This window comes from Rhizobium sp. LEGMi-198b, from assembly GCF_054114205.1.
The window spans coordinates 105,756-120,318 of the sequence record NZ_JBSYVH010000002.1; the positions used below are offsets into that span (position 1 = coordinate 105,756).

12 protein-coding genes are annotated in these 14,563 nt (G+C 58.9%); 2 read left to right on the plus strand and 10 right to left on the minus strand.

Annotated features, from left to right (window positions below; all coding sequences use genetic code 11):
• Window positions 1-133: 133 nt before the first annotated feature.
• From mgrA to ACXHXG_RS07250, 8 genes are all read right to left on the minus strand, one after another.
• A complete protein-coding gene (mgrA, locus tag ACXHXG_RS07215; RefSeq protein WP_283050633.1) occupies window positions 134-1,165 on the minus strand; it encodes an L-glyceraldehyde 3-phosphate reductase in 1,032 nt (343 codons plus the stop codon).
• Window positions 1,166-1,234: 69 nt separating this feature from the next.
• Window positions 1,235-2,368: a Gfo/Idh/MocA family protein gene (locus ACXHXG_RS07220; RefSeq protein WP_104823262.1), complete on the minus strand. Its 1,134-nt coding sequence runs from the start codon at window positions 2,366-2,368 to the stop codon at window positions 1,235-1,237.
• Window positions 2,369-2,378: 10 nt separating this feature from the next.
• Window positions 2,379-3,140, minus strand: coding sequence for a sugar phosphate isomerase/epimerase family protein (locus ACXHXG_RS07225; RefSeq protein ID WP_457898884.1), 762 nt, complete (start codon window positions 3,138-3,140; stop codon window positions 2,379-2,381).
• Window positions 3,141-3,221: 81 nt separating this feature from the next.
• Window positions 3,222-5,699: a beta-mannosidase gene (locus ACXHXG_RS07230; RefSeq protein WP_457898885.1), complete on the minus strand. Its 2,478-nt coding sequence runs from the start codon at window positions 5,697-5,699 to the stop codon at window positions 3,222-3,224.
• 56 nt (window positions 5,700-5,755) lie between these two features.
• Complete coding sequence (locus ACXHXG_RS07235; protein ID WP_457898886.1) at window positions 5,756-6,847, minus strand: ABC transporter ATP-binding protein; 1,092 nt, start codon at window positions 6,845-6,847, stop codon at window positions 5,756-5,758.
• A gap of 3 nt (window positions 6,848-6,850) precedes the next feature.
• Complete coding sequence (locus tag ACXHXG_RS07240) at window positions 6,851-7,792, minus strand: carbohydrate ABC transporter permease (RefSeq protein ID WP_457898887.1); 942 nt, start codon at window positions 7,790-7,792, stop codon at window positions 6,851-6,853.
• Window positions 7,785-8,690: a carbohydrate ABC transporter permease gene (locus ACXHXG_RS07245; protein ID WP_457898888.1), complete on the minus strand. Its 906-nt coding sequence runs from the start codon at window positions 8,688-8,690 to the stop codon at window positions 7,785-7,787. The genes ACXHXG_RS07240 and ACXHXG_RS07245 overlap by 8 nt, the downstream gene beginning before the upstream one ends.
• Before the next feature lie 218 nt (window positions 8,691-8,908).
• Window positions 8,909-10,144 carry an ABC transporter substrate-binding protein gene (locus ACXHXG_RS07250; protein ID WP_457898889.1) on the minus strand — a complete coding sequence of 412 codons (1,236 nt, stop codon included), beginning with the start codon at window positions 10,142-10,144 and terminating at the stop codon, window positions 8,909-8,911.
• 461 nt (window positions 10,145-10,605) lie between these two features.
• Here ACXHXG_RS07250 and ACXHXG_RS07255 point away from each other — a divergent pair, with 461 nt between their 5' ends.
• Window positions 10,606-11,640 carry a LacI family transcriptional regulator gene (locus ACXHXG_RS07255; protein WP_104825116.1) on the plus strand — a complete coding sequence of 345 codons (1,035 nt, stop codon included), beginning with the start codon at window positions 10,606-10,608 and terminating at the stop codon, window positions 11,638-11,640.
• Between the two features lie 64 nt (window positions 11,641-11,704).
• Here ACXHXG_RS07255 and gndA read toward each other — a convergent pair whose 3' ends face one another.
• Window positions 11,705-13,132: an NADP-dependent phosphogluconate dehydrogenase gene (gndA, locus tag ACXHXG_RS07260; RefSeq protein ID WP_104823269.1), complete on the minus strand. Its 1,428-nt coding sequence runs from the start codon at window positions 13,130-13,132 to the stop codon at window positions 11,705-11,707.
• Window positions 13,133-13,431: 299 nt separating this feature from the next.
• On the opposite strand from gndA, the gene ACXHXG_RS07265 reads away from it, so the two are divergent.
• Entirely contained in the window at window positions 13,432-13,830 is a 399-nt protein-coding gene (locus ACXHXG_RS07265) for an SRPBCC family protein (RefSeq protein ID WP_457898890.1), read from the plus strand.
• A 105-nt stretch (window positions 13,831-13,935) separates the two neighbouring features.
• On the opposite strand, the gene ACXHXG_RS07270 is transcribed toward ACXHXG_RS07265, so the two are convergent.
• Entirely contained in the window at window positions 13,936-14,553 is a 618-nt protein-coding gene (locus ACXHXG_RS07270) for an ABC-type transport auxiliary lipoprotein family protein (RefSeq protein ID WP_457898891.1), read from the minus strand.
• Window positions 14,554-14,563 lie beyond the last annotated feature (10 nt).

The following is a 14,563-nucleotide window of genomic DNA, read 5'->3' on the forward strand; positions in this document are numbered from 1 at the left end:
GACCATCTCCTTCAGAGAACTCGTCAATATGCGCCGTTCGTACGGCAATGGAAACGCCACCGGCAACGATGCACCGGTCACGACGAGGACCAAGCAAAACGCCCGGAACCTGGTTCCGGGCGTCTTTGAATGTTTATTCGCGCTCGGCCGACTTGGCCCAGAGATTGATATCGGCCTCGCGGGCGTAGACATCGATCTCCTTCAGCTCCTCCGGGGTAAACTCGAGATTGTCGAGCGCCTTGACGCAATCGACGATCTGCGACGAGCGGCTGGCGCCGATCAGCGCGGAGGTGACCCTGCCGCCGCGCAACACCCATGCAATCGCCATTTGCGCCAGCGTCTGGCCGCGCTTCTCCGCGATCCCATTGAGCTTGCGAATATTATCGGTGATCGACGGGCGGATGAAGTCGCGTTTCAGGAAATGGTTCTGGGCGGCGCGGCTGTCCTCGGGAATGCCGCTCAGATATTTCGTCGTCAACATGCCCTGGGCGAGCGGCGAGAAGACGATCGAGCCGATGCCGAGCTCTTCCAATGTGTCAATGAGACCGTCATCCTCGACCCAGCGGTTGAGCATGGAATAGCTCGGCTGGTGGATGAGGCAAGGCGTACCGAGATCCTTCAGGATGGCGGCGGCTTCGCGGGTGCGCTGCGAATTGTAGGAGGAGATACCGACATAAAGCGCCCTGCCCGAGCGGACAATATGGTCGAGCGCGCCGCAGGTCTCTTCCAGCGGCGTGTCCGGATCGAAGCGGTGCGAATAGAAGATATCGACATAGTCGAGGCCCATGCGCTTCAGGCTCTGGTCGCAGGACGCGATCAGGTATTTGCGGCTGCCCCATTCGCCATAGGGACCCGGCCACATATCATAGCCTGCCTTGGAAGAGATGATCAGCTCGTCGCGCAGGCCGGCGAATTCGGTGCGCAGGATCTCGCCGAAAGCGGTCTCTGCGCTGCCGGGAGGCGGGCCGTAATTGTTGGCGAGGTCGAAATGGGTGATGCCGAGATCGAAGGCAGTGCGGCACATATCGACCTTGCGGTCGTGCGGGGTATCACCGCCGAAATTATGCCAAAGCCCCAGCGAAACCGCCGGCAGCTTCAGACCGGAGCGGCCGGTTCTGTTGTATTTCATGTTCGCATAGCGATCGGATGCCGGTTGCCAAGCCATGGTTCCAATTCCTCTGAGATGAAAAGCGCGCGGACTCCTCGCCCGCGCGCAAACTAGCTTTTCGCGCGCTTACTTCAAGAGCGCCTGCGCCTCTTCGATGCCGAGAGCAGCCGGCTGCGTGCAGGTCGTGGTCAGATCGACGAAGCGGTTCTCCGCACCCGATTTCAGGATCGAGGTCATGACATCGACGCCGTGCAGTGTACGGTCGAGCGAGCAGCGAGCATCGCGGCCATCGATCAGCGACGCCGCCAAGTCGGCGAGACCAGCCGTGCGATAGTTGGCACGCGCGCCGTTCGGGCTCTCCTGATTGACAATGCCGAAAGGATGCGCCCATTCGCCGAGCGGCTCGATGTCCTTGCTGCGACCGCTGGCCTCGACCGTGCCGCCAAAGAAGTTCGGATCGGGCACGTAGAGGGAACCTTCGGTGCCGTAGAGCTCCATGTTGGCATGGCGATGCGACCAGACATCCCAGCTTGCCGTTAATGTCACCGTTGCGCCGCTGACGAATTCCAAGAGCGCCTGGATCGTCGTCGGCGTCTTCACGGGGATGACCTCGCCACTGCGCGGCTCGCTCGTGATGGTACGGGTTTCCGACGCCATCGACGTCATGGCGCCGACGCGCTTGACCGGGCCGATCAGGTTGATGAGATTGGCGATGTAGTACGGTCCGAGATCGAGGATCGGGCCGCCACCCGGCAGGAAGAAGAAGTCCGGGTTCGGATGCCACATTTCCATGCCTGGGCTCATGACGTAGCACGCGCCTGAGGTGATACGTCCGATGCCACCGTCGTCTACGAACTTACGGGCGAGCTGATGGGCGCCGCCGAGGAAGGTGTCGGGAGCGCAGCCGACGGCAAGCCCCTTCTCCTTGGCGATGCGGCGCAATTCTTCGCCCTGCTCCAGCGTCAGCACCAGAGGCTTTTCGGAATAGACGTGCTTTCCGGCCTCCAGAATGCGCTTGGAAACCGCGAAGTGCGCGTCCGGGATCGTCAGATTGACGATGACGTCGAGCTCATCATTGGCGAGCAACTCGTCGATGGTCTGCGCTTTGACCTTGTATTCCTCGGCGCGCAAGCGTGCCGCATCCATGTTGATATCAGCGCAGGCGAGCACTTTCAGGCCCTTGAAGAGCGGAGAAAGCTTGAAATAGGTGGTTGAAATATTGCCGCATCCGATGATGCCGACGCCAAGTTCCTTAGTCATGTGAGATGCCTCAGTAGGTCTTGAAGGATGCGATGGAACGGGTGATCAAGCGATCGATATCGCTCGGATTGTCGTGCTCGAGCACATAATGCTTTGCCTTGGTGCCAGCGAGCGCCTTGATCAGCTTCGGCCACGGAACCGTCCCATGACCGAGATCGGCCCAGCCGTCTTCATCCTTGTTTTCGCCGGGCGCAGCGATGTCCTTGACATGCACGGAGGAAATGCGCGAACCGAGCTTTTCGATCCAGGCAAAAGGATCGGCACCACCACGGATCACCCAGGCGATGTCGGCTTCCCAGGATATCCCCGGAGCGCCCTCGAAGATCTGCTCGATCGGCAACGAACCGTCGGCCTGCTTGACGAATTCGAAGTCGTGATTGTGCCAACCGAACTCGAAGCCGGCATCCTTGTAGGGCTTGCTCATCTCATGCAGGCGTTTGCCGAAAGCCAGCCAGCCGGCGGCATCCTTCGGGCGCTGATCGGCGCCGATATGCGGCGCATAGATCGAATCCATACCGAGAATTTTGGCGATGGTCAGCGACTTCTGCACTTCGCCATCGAGGAAATCCGGGCTGAAATGGCCGCTCGTCATGCTCAGGCCATTTTGGTCGAGCTCAGCACGCAGGCTCTTCAAACCAGCTTCGTCCAGATCGGAATAGATGCCGCCAAAACCTTCGACTTCCGCATACCCGGCCTTGCCGAGCTTTACGAGGATATCCGAATAAGGCTGAAAATTGCGGGCGCTATAAAGCTGGAATCCAAGTTTCGTCATCGATATTTCCTCCAATGGCCTCGCGGCCTGTTGTTTTGGGCCTCAGGCCCGTAAATCGCCGCCGAAAGGCGGCCGGATATCTCAGTCTACCGATTGGCTGGCCAACGATTGACTGGAGTGCAAGTCGTAGAAGCGGAAATCGGGAACGCTGCCGGCAAGCGGCTTGGTCGGTGTGAAGGTGATGTGGCGGCTTTCGCCGGCGGCGAGATCGAAGGCATTGTCGGAGTAGCGCCCTTCCGTCTCGCTTTCGATCATCACGAACAGGGCCAATCCCTTCGCCGTCACGGTGAGTTCCAACGTGCCGTTCTCCTCGATCTCCTCCCGCAACACCGTCAGACCCGCAGGCTGTAGCTCCAGAGCCTTATAGGTGCCGTGAACATAGTGCCCCTCGCCGCCCATTCCGTTCGATGCGGTGAAATGCCACGCCAACAGGCAATCGGCCGGCACCTGGGACGCATCGATCGACAGCGCCGTGACGGCTGCATCCGGTGTGCAGACCGCATGCGCGGTCGTCAGCGGGACACGCTCTCCGTCGAGCTTGAGCAATGACACCGCGATGTCGGCGGTGATGTCCGCATTCGTGTCGTTGACGAGTGAGAAACGGATGGTCCTGTTGTCCTCGGACGGAATGGCGGCGACCGAAACCGGCTGGAAGAAGCGACGCACCAGATAATGCATCACCTTCCAGCGCCCGCCGTAATCGAGGCTCGACCAGGAAGCCACCGGCCAAGTGTCATTGAGCTGCCAGTAGATGGTGCCCATGCAATGCGGCTTGAGCGACCGCCAATATTCGACCGCGGTCTTGATGGCGAGGCCCTGCTGCACCTGGCTCAGATAAACGAAGTTCGGAAAATCCTTCGGAAAGCGGAAATAGCGGAACATCGTACCGGCGATGCGCTCATTGCCACCGGCATTCTTCTGGTGCAGCTCCATGACCGGCGACGCGATATTCATATCCTTGGCGTCGGCATAGGTCTTGATGACAGGCAGCGACGTATAGGACTGGAAGCCGAACTCCGAGCAGAAGCGCGGACGCACGGAGCGGTAATTGTCGAAGGACTTATTCTCGTGCCAGACCGACCAATAATGCATGTCGCCGGAGCCGTCGGCATGCCAGGCATCGCCGAAATTGAGATAGCCGGAGGCCGGGCTCGACGGCCACCAGATCGCATCCGGCGCGGCTTTCTTAGTGGCCTGTTCGATCGTCCGGTTGAGGCGGTCGTAGGAGACGAGATAGCGGTCGCGGTCTTTGCGGGATTCCTCGAACCAGGTAAGCGCCCCCACCAGCTCGTTGTCGCCGCACCAGAGCACGATCGACGGGTGCGTCGCCAGACGCTTGACCTGATAGCCGACCTCAGCCTCGACATTCCCGAGGAAATCGCCAGTCGAAGGATAGAGGTTGCAGGCGAACATGAAGTCCTGCCAGATCATCAGACCCAGGCGGTCGCAGACATCGTAGAACCAGTCATGCTCGTAGAAACCGCCACCCCAGATGCGGATGACGTTCATGTTCGCTGCCGCGGCCGATTGCAGCAAGTCCTCGGTCAAGGCCGGGCTCGAACGTGAAAACAGCGCATCCGCCGGGATCCAGTTGGCGCCGCGGGCGAATATCTCGCGCCCGTTGACCTTGAGCGCAAAACGGCTGCCCGCCTCGTCCTTGTCGGTGATCAACTCGACGGTGCGCAGGCCGATCTGCCGCGTTACCGTCTCGGAATTGGTCTCGACGGAGAGCGCATAAAGAGCCTGTTCGCCGCTGCCGGCCGGCCACCACAGCTTCGGCCTTTCGATATGGAAGACATGCGTCACCGAGGTCTCGCCCGCATTGACGCCGACATCAAGCCGCAGACGCTCGTCGTCTAGCGAGAAATAGATTTGGGCAACGCCGATGCCCTTCGCAAACAGCGCTACAGTGACGATGAGATCGACCGAGCCGTCGCCATTGTGCTCCTGCCGGGTGACCATATTCTCTATACGGGCGATCTCGAGCTTCTTCAGCGCGATCGTGCCGTAGAGGCCGAGCGGTGCCACGGCGATGTTCCAGTCCCAGCCGAAATGACATTGTGGCTTGCGCAGCATGTTGCCGTTCGGGATTGGCGAATTGGCGGTGCTGTAGGGAATATAGAACGGCTGCTTTGCCTGCAGTTCGGCACCCGCCCTGATGCTGGAATGCAGCACGATGCGGATGGTATTCTCGCCTGCCTTCAGGGCTTTCGAGACATCCGGCCGATAGCGCTGGAAGCAATTATTGCCTTCGAGCACGAGGGTGTCGTTGACATAAACGCTCGCGACCGTGTCGAGATAGTCGATGTCGAGATACCAGTCGCCGTCTGCGTCATCGAGCGTAAAGCGGCGCTCAATTTGCCAATCCTGCTTCGCGACCCACTGCACCACCTCTTCGTTTCGGCCGAAATAAGGATCCGGAATAACGTCTGCGGCATGAAGAGCGGTGTGGACATCGCCCGGCACAGGCATGGAAAGAGAATGATCGCTGTCCGGCGAGGTAAGCCGCCACTGACCAGCCAGATCGATAATAACAGTGCCATTGAATGAAGACGACATCGGACCTCCGGAACCCGCTGCAGATGGAGGCGACAGTGCCGCCTCCATTCATATGATCATATTCTGAGTTCTGTTTGTGCGTCAAAGAGCGAGGCCAGCGACATATCGAAGCCGAGCTTCACGGGCGTCGCCGGGCTGAAACGCCGCGCTCCGTTGATGCGCACCGACATAGTGTGGCCGGCGTGCTTGAGCCAGAGCAAGTTGTCGGCGCCCATCGGCTCTTCGATATCGACCGTTGCGTTGTGCACCTCGGTGTCGGGACTCAGATCCTCATTCACCTTGATATGCTCGGGCCGGACACCAAGAATGACCTTGCGGCCCGGCTCCAACGCCTCGCCGGCATTATAGCCACCGAGCGAGAAAATCACATTGTTGGTGGCGAAAGCTATCCTGTCCTCCCGGCTCACCAGTTCGCCATGCAGGAAATTCATCGACGGCGATCCGATGAAGCCGGCAACGAAAAGATTGCGCGGCTTGTTGTAGATAGTCGTCGGATCATCGAGCTGCTGGATGATACCGCTCTTCATGATGGCGATGCGGTCGGCGAGCGTCAGCGCCTCGATCTGGTCGTGGGTGACATAGATCATCGTGTTCTTCAGCGACTGGTGCAGACGCTTGATTTCGACGCGCAACTCCGATCGCAGCTTGGCATCGAGGTTCGACAAAGGCTCATCGAACAGGAACACGTCGACATCGCGCACCAGGGCACGGCCGATCGCCACACGCTGGCGCTGGCCGCCGGAAAGCTCCGCCGGTTTGCGCTTGAGCAACGGCTGTATCTGCAGGATCTCGGCAGCCCGCGCAATGCGCTTGTCGATCTCTGCCTGCGGCACCTTGGCAACGTGCAGCCCGAAGGAAAGGTTCTTTTCGACCGTCATCTGCGGATAGAGCGCATAGGACTGAAACACCATGCCGATGCCGCGGTCCTTGGGCTCTTCCCAGGTGACGTTCTTGCCCTTGATGAAGATCTTTCCTTCGGTGATATCAAGCAGGCCGGCGATGCAGTTGAGCAATGTCGACTTGCCGCAGCCGGACGAGCCGAGCAGCACGAGGAACTCGCCGTCGTTGATCTCGAGGTTGAGGTTCTTCAGAACGGTGACCGCGCCGAAATCGAGCGACAGGTCTTTGATGGAAACGCTGCTGTTCATGGATCACCCCTTCACTGCGCCGGCGGCGATGCCACGGACGAAAAGCCGCCCGGAGACGAAATAAACGACCAGCGGAACAAGACCCGTGAGGATCGTTGCCGCCATGTTGACGTTGTATTCCTTCACGCCCTGGACGGAATTGACGATATTGTTGAGCTGCACGGTCATCGGGTAATACTCCGGCCTGGTGAAGACGACACCAAACAGGAAGTCGTTCCAGATACCCGTAATCTGCAGGATCATGGCGACGACGAAGATCGGCAGCGACATGGGCAGCATGATACGCAGGAAAATCTGCCAAAAACCCGCACCATCGATACGCGCAGCCTTGAAGAGCTCCACCGGCAGCGATGCGAAATAATTGCGGAACAACAAGGTCAGGATCGGCATGCCGAAGATGCAGTGCACCAGGATAAGCCCGCTAAGCGTGCCGTAGATGCCGATTTCGCGCAGCACGATGACGATCGGATAGATCATCACCTGATAGGGGATGAACGCGCCGATGATGAGGATCGAGAAGAAGAAGTCCGCCCCCTTGAACCGCCAGTTGGCGAGCGCATAGCCGTTGACCGAAGCCACAGCGATCGAGAAGATCGTGGACGGCACGGTGATGCGGACGGAATTCCAGAACCCGCGGGAAAGACCGTCGCAATTGAGACCGGTGCAAGCCGTTGCCCAGGCTTTCACCCAAGGTTCGAATGTGATCTCCAGCGGCGGCGAGAAGATGTTGCCAAGCCGGATTTCCGGCATCCCCTTGAGCGAGGTGACGATCATCACATACAGCGGCAACAGATAGTAGGTGGCGGCAACGAAGAGCGTGCCGTAGAGCATGATGTTGCGGCCGGAAATCACGCGGCGCGGCTTGGCACCCTGCGGTTCCGAATATGTCTTGTCAGCCGAGGCAGCACCGCCGCTCGCATTCCTGAGAGTGATAGTATCAGACACGTTTGCGCCCTCCGCCGAATTCCAGATAGGCCCAGGGGATGATGACGATCGCGACAGTGACCAGCATCATGGTGGAAGCTGCAAATCCCTGACCGAGGTTCTGCGCCTGGAACATGTAGTCGTAGACGTATTTCGCCGGGACCTCCGAAGCGATGCCGGGCCCGCCGCTCGTTTGCGCGACGACGAGGTCATAGACCTTGACGATACCGCTGGCGATGATGACCAGCGTGGTGATGAAGACCGGACGCATCATCGGAATGACAATGAACAGATAGGTCTTCCACATGGGAATCCCATCGACACGCGCTGCCTTCCAGATATCTTCATCGATGCCGCGCAGGCCGGCGAGCATCAAACACATTACAAGGCCCGTTCCTTGCCAGAGGGCGGCGATCAGCACGCCGTAGATTACGATGCTCGGCGTATAGAGCGGATCGAAAGTGAAGGTCGTCCAACCCAGCGAACGCACCACCGACTGGATGCCGAATTCGGGATTGAGCAGCCACTGCCAGACAAGGCCGGTGACGATGAAAGAGAGGGCGAAGGGATAAAGGAAGATCGTGCGGAAGGTGTTTTCGAACCGGATCTTCTGATCCATCAGCGCAGCCAGCACAAAGCCGATGACGAGGCTGAAGATCATGGAAAAAATGCCGTAAACGGCAAGGTTTTCAATGGATACGACCCATCGCTGCGCCGCCCACAAGCGGTAGTATTGGTCCAGTCCGACGAAGCTCAGACGTGGCAGCAGCTTCGAATTGGTGAAGGAATAAACGACCGTCCAGATCGTGCCACCCATAAAGATGACGACAGCCGTTAAGATCATCGGAATGGATGCAATCTTCGAATTCAGATTGCGCAGAAATTGATTTGGCCGGTCGGCTTTCGCATGACCCGTCATTGTACCTCCTTCTGAAGCGCGACTGCTTCGGTGATCGGGAACCGGGTCAGTGGCCGCGGCTCCTCTCACTCCCTCCTCGTCCACGGTCGAACATCACATCCGTGCAGGTTCGCCGCTCATAAGGATCGCTGCAGCTAGCCGGCTCACAACATGTGTCCAGCCGTGATACCGGACCCGCTATAATGGGGGCCGGTATCACTACAGCGAGACGATTGAGATCAATCAGCCGCAGCGATGATCTCGACGAAGCGCTTCTGAGCCGCTTCCGGCGTCATCGAAGGATTGGCGAAGAATTCGGAGAACAGGTCCTCCTTCTGCTTCTGGCTGTCGGCAGAAAGAAGCTGGTCCGTACCCTGGATCACGTTACCCTTCTTCAGGATCTCCAGACCCTTCTTCATGCAGTCATTGGCGGAGGCAAGGTCCACGTCGCCACGTACGGGTAGCGAGCCCTTCTTCAAATTGAAGGCAACCTGCGTCTTCGGATCGAGCAGAGTCTTTGCGAGCGCTTCCTGAGCCTTCGACTTGGCCTCGTCCTTCAGCAATGGGAAGTAGAACGCGTCACCGCCCGTGGAGATGACTTCGTTGACGCCGAGACCCGGAAGGCAGGTATAGTCCGTGCCGGCCTTCTGGCCTGCCAAGGCGAATTCGCCCTGTGCCCAGTCGCCCATGATCTGGCCGCCGGCCTTGGCGGTGATGACCATGTTCGTCGCCTGGTTCCAATCCTGAACGTTGGAGCCCTTGGACATTTTGCGGGCGTCGTCGGCAGCCTTGAAGACCTTGGCGATCTCCGGTCCGGCGGCCACTTTCGCATCCTTGTCGCTAAACACCTTCTGGAAGGTGTCCTTGCCGGCGATGGCGACCATCAAGACGTCGAAAGCGCCCGCAGCCTGCCACGGCTGGCCGCCGACGGCGAGCGGAACGATGCCTGCCTTCTCCAGCGCGGGAGCGGCGGCGACGAACTCATCCCAGTTCTTCGGGACCGGAACGCCGGCCTTCTTGAAGGCGGCATTCGAAAGCCAGAGCCACTGCCAGGAATGGATATTGACCGGCGCGCAATAGATCTTGCCGTCGATCGTGCAGGAGTCGAGCAGGCTGGATGGGCGAATGATGTCCTTCCAATGCTCCTGCGTAGCGACATCGGTCAGATCACGCATGAGGCCGGCCTGCACAAGCTCTTCGGCCTGGCGGCCATGGTTGAACTGGGTGGCGCCCATCGGATCACCTCCAGTAAGTCGGCTGATCATGATCGGACGCGCCGTGCTGCCGGAACCGGCAATCGCACCATCGACCCAGTGATTGCCGGTCGCGTCGAATGCCTTTGCCAATTCGGCAACGGCAGCAGCTTCACCACCGGACGTCCACCAATGGGTCACTTCCAGGTCGGTCGCCTTGGCCGCACCAAATGGCAGTGCGACGGAAGCAGCCAGCGCGACAGCCATCAAACGAATATTCATGAGTTCTCCTCCCTCACTGAAACGTTACCGGAAAAACGTAGTCCAATCATTTTCAACGCGCAACCGCTCGCTCGCAAAATTTTTTCGCAAATTCAAATATACGACTCCAGATTACATTTCTCATTTCAAAAGAAGCCAATATGTCCGGCAATTCAAACGGCTAAATCATTTAAATCCTATTCAATAACACTTTGATTTAATTATTACATTCCGATAATTTTCCACCAAGATTTCTTGAACCCATTTCGCAATTGCAAAAAATTTTTGGCAGAGCCTGTGGATTCAACTACTGGGTACTCCGGCCTCGCCCACGTCAGAAAAAGCGCTCGACTTTTCTACTGTATCGTTACAGTTTTCGAAACGGAGGAGGAGTGACCACATCGCGCATATGCTTGCGGCGCCGCTGCAGGCAATATAAGCGGATGGTCGCGGGAGGCGGCCGGGAGGCAGCATTGCACGACATGGACAGTAAGAAGATTTCCGGCAGCGGCACTACACAATCGACGCACGAACGACCGACGCTCAAAACGATCGCCTTCATGACCGGGCTCGGAATAACCACCGTGTCGCGTGCCCTAAAGGATGCCCCGGATATTGGCGCCGAAACCAAGGAGCGGGTGCGCATGGTCGCCCGTCAATTGGGTTATCAGCCCAATCGCGCCGGCGTGCGCCTGAGGACCGGCAAGACCAACGTTATCGCGCTGGTCCTTAGCATCGACGAGGAAATCATGGGTTTCACCAGCCAGATGGTCTTCGGCATCTCCGAGGTTCTGGCCGGCACGCAATATCACCTCGTCATTACGCCGCACTCGCACAGCAAGGATCCGTTGGTCCCCGTGCGCTACATTCTCGACACCGGCTCGGCCGATGGCGTTATCATATCGCGCACGGAGCCGGACGATCCGCGTGTGGAACTCATGCATGAGCGCGGGATGCCCTTCGCCACGCATGGACGGACGAATATGGGGATTTCCCATCCCTTTCACGACTTCGACAACGAAGCTTTCGCACGCGAAGCGGTGCGCGCGCTGGTCGGCAGGGGACGACGGCGCATCGCGCTTTTGCAGCCGCCGGCCAAGCTCACCTACTACCTGCACACCCAGATCGGCTTCCAAACGGGCCTGCGTGAATGCAACGCCCAGGAGGTTCCGCTGAGAGCCAGCACCGACACGGCGCTTGCGGACATCAAGGATACTGTCGAGGAATTGATGCGCTCCTCGCATGCGCCTGACGGCTTCGTCTGCTCCAGCAGCGCCGGCGCCATCGCCGTCAATGCCGGCCTCGAAGCGGCGGGTCTTCGCCTCGGCCACGATATCGATATGGTCGCCAAGCAATCGACTGATGTGCTGAGCTGGATACGCCCGGAAATCATCTCGATCCTCGAGGATTTTCGCCAGGCCGGTCGGGAATTGGGTAAGGCGGTCATAGCGCGCATAGACGGCGTCGAGCCCGAATTGCTGCAAAGCATCAGCCCACCCGTCTGGCCGAAGAGCTGACAGGAAAAAGGCCCACCGGGATGTCCGGCAGGCCCTTTTGTCTCGTCAATCCGAAAGTGTACGATTAGCCGTTCGCGCCGCTGCCCCAAGGGCCGTGATGGATGTCCTTGCCATCGACGCGATCGAAGCCGTGGGCGCCGAAGAAGTCGCGCTGCGCCTGGATGAGGTTTGCAGTGCCGCGGGCCTGGCGATAGGCATCGAAATAGGTCAGCGCCGAGGCCAGCGCCGGAACCGGCAGGCCGGATGCCGTGGCCGCCGAAACAATGCGGCGCAGCGACGGGATCGATTCCTTGACCATGCCGGCGAAGGCCGGCGTCACGATCAGATTGGCTGCATCCGGCGCCTTGGTGAAGGCGCTGGTGATCTCGTCAAGGAACTGCGAACGGATGATGCAGCCCGCGCGCCAGATCTTGGCGATGACCGGCATCGGCAGCGACCAATTGAACTCCTTCGAGGCCTCCGCCATCACGGCAAAGCCCTGTGCATAGGCACCGATCTTGGCGGCGAAGAGGGCCAGTTCCAGGTCTTTCAGCAAATCGGGACCAAAGCCGATGGGGAACTTATAGTCCGGTGTGCCGAAAATCTCCTGAGCGGCTTCGCGCTGACCCTTGATGGCCGATAGGCTGCGGGCTGCGACGGCAGCTTCGATGGCGGTCGCCGGGATGCCCATGTTCTGTGCCTCGATTGCCGACCACTTGCCGGTGCCCTTCTGGCCGGCCTTGTCGAGGATGACATCGGGCATGGCGCTGCCAGTCGCCGGGTCCTTGGCGGCCAGAACCTTCTCGGTGATCTCGATCAGGTAGGAGTTCAACCGGCCCTTGTTCCATTCACCGAAGATGTCGCTGATCTCGGCCGCGCTCTTGCCGAGGCCGTCGCGCAGGATGCCGTAGATTTCGGCGATCATCTGCATGTCGGCATATTCGATGCCGTTATGGATCGTCTTGACGAAATGACCGGCACCATCGTTGCCGAGCCAGGCGACGCACGGATCGTCCTTGTACTTGGCGGCGATCGACGTCAGCACTTTCTCAACGCGCTTGTAGGATTCTTCGGTGCCGCCGACCATGATCGACGGACCATGGCGCGCGCCTTCTTCACCACCCGAGACACCCATGCCGATGAAGGTCAGGCCGGTATCCTTCAGGCGATCGAAACGCGCAATCGTATCGCGGAAATTGGCATTGCCGGCGTCGATCATGATGTCGCCCTTGTCGAGATGCGGCTGCAACGCCGCCATCTGCTGGTCGACCGGCTCGCCGGCCTTGATCATGATGATGATCGGCCGCGGCGGACGGATCGCGTCGACGAACTCCTCGATCGTCTTGCAGGGAATGATCTTGTCTTTCAGCGCACCGGCGTTCGCATAGAACTCATCCGTCACTTGCGGCGTGCGGTTGAATACCGCGATTTTATTGCCCTTTTCGGCAATGTTGAGCGCCAGATTCGATCCCATGACAGCGAGACCGATCAGTCCGATTTCTGCCTTTTCCACGACAATCCTCCAATGAGCTGCTTACTGCGCTGCACGACCCTCGAGACGAGCAAAGAACGCAGTAACACTTTGAAATGACACATAACCCGAAAATCGACTCCGATTTTTGGGTCAGGCGTTAGTCCGATGTTGTTGCACTCCGGGCGTGAAACGGCAAGCCTTTGCCAGCTTCGAATCGTCTCCATTGCAGGACCGTGCAAGAATGCCCCAGGATTCTTCAAAACTGCAGCCTTTCCATTGAGCCGCCTGCGACCCAATTCTGCAATTCATCAAACACGAATATACAGGAGGAGGCATCCATGTCGACCATGACCGCAAGGATCGTTCATATCTCCATCGATCGCCATTGGAAGGAAGTCTATGGCTTTGCCGGCCGTCCGGAGAACATGCCGCTTTGGGCCTCCGGGCTCGCATCCGGATTGGAGCAGGATGGCGAGGACTGGGTTGCCAAAGGCATTCTCGGCACTGTCCGCGTCAGCTTCACGCCCCGCAACGAATTCGGCGTCATCGATCATACCGTGACGATCGAATCCGGCCTGAAGGTTCATAACGCACTTCGGGTCGCACCGAATGGCGATGGCTGCGAGGTCATGTTCTTGCTGCTGAAGCTGCCGGGGATGACTGATGAGCAATTCGCCGCAGACGCAGCGCATATACAGAAGGATCTGGGCACGTTGAAGTCCCTGATGGAACGATAGACAGGCCCAGAGGACGGTTCTGCCTTTTATCGAACGGGGAACCGCACCGTCTTTTGTTCTCGTAACTACGGCAGGAAAACGGCTTTTGCCGTACCCGGAGCTGCCCTAAATGGAGCGTAGCGTCCAATCGACGATCTCTGCCGTCACGCCGGCAAAGGCCGTGTCGAGCCCTCGAACGAAATCGGTATTACTGCCGCCACTGACCGGCACGACTTTGCGGAAGACACTCTGCGTCTTGACCGTGCCCGAGCGGTCATTGAGGATTTTGACCGAGATTTCGACACTTGCCGATTTCTGGCCCGCCGCCGTATCGATCTCGAAGGAACGGATGTCTGTGACGATCTGATAATCGATCGCCAGCCCCTGCCCCGGCACGCCGACGCCGCCGAGCTTGCCGGTATTTTCGAAGGCTTCGACCAGCTTCGACTGCACTATCCGGGTCAGCTTGTCGCTCCACTGCGACTTGCTGAGATACTGGATTTCCGAAGGCGAAACGCGGATGACGATCTGGTTGCTGTCAAGCGCCTGCAGCGCCGTCGGCTGCGGTATCAGAATTTGCCGGCTCTTGACCGAGGGGCCGCTCGCCTTGACCGAAGCGGAGAGATCATATGTGTCGTTGACTGCGGCAGAGCCGCAGCCGCTCAGCAAGGCTGCAAGCAATGGCAGAATAAAAGCCGCCCTCCGGTACACATGATGACGCTCACGCGAAACGCAACCGACCATATTCCGCCTG

Coding starts and splice junctions, on each gene's coding strand:
- mgrA (WP_283050633.1), bottom strand. CDS start 1,165: ATGGCTTGGCAACCGGCATCCGATCGCTATGCGAACATGAAATACAAC.
- ACXHXG_RS07220 (WP_104823262.1), bottom strand. CDS start 2,368: ATGACTAAGGAACTTGGCGTCGGCATCATCGGATGCGGCAATATTTCA.
- ACXHXG_RS07225 (WP_457898884.1), bottom strand. CDS start 3,140: ATGACGAAACTTGGATTCCAGCTTTATAGCGCCCGCAATTTTCAGCCT.
- ACXHXG_RS07230 (WP_457898885.1), bottom strand. CDS start 5,699: ATGTCGTCTTCATTCAATGGCACTGTTATTATCGATCTGGCTGGTCAG.
- ACXHXG_RS07235 (WP_457898886.1), bottom strand. CDS start 6,847: ATGAACAGCAGCGTTTCCATCAAAGACCTGTCGCTCGATTTCGGCGCG.
- ACXHXG_RS07245 (WP_457898888.1), bottom strand. CDS start 8,690: ATGACGGGTCATGCGAAAGCCGACCGGCCAAATCAATTTCTGCGCAAT.
- ACXHXG_RS07250 (WP_457898889.1), bottom strand. CDS start 10,144: ATGAATATTCGTTTGATGGCTGTCGCGCTGGCTGCTTCCGTCGCACTG.
- ACXHXG_RS07255 (WP_104825116.1), top strand. CDS start 10,606: ATGGACAGTAAGAAGATTTCCGGCAGCGGCACTACACAATCGACGCAC.
- ACXHXG_RS07265 (WP_457898890.1), top strand. CDS start 13,432: ATGTCGACCATGACCGCAAGGATCGTTCATATCTCCATCGATCGCCAT.
- ACXHXG_RS07270 (WP_457898891.1), bottom strand. CDS start 14,553: ATGGTCGGTTGCGTTTCGCGTGAGCGTCATCATGTGTACCGGAGGGCG.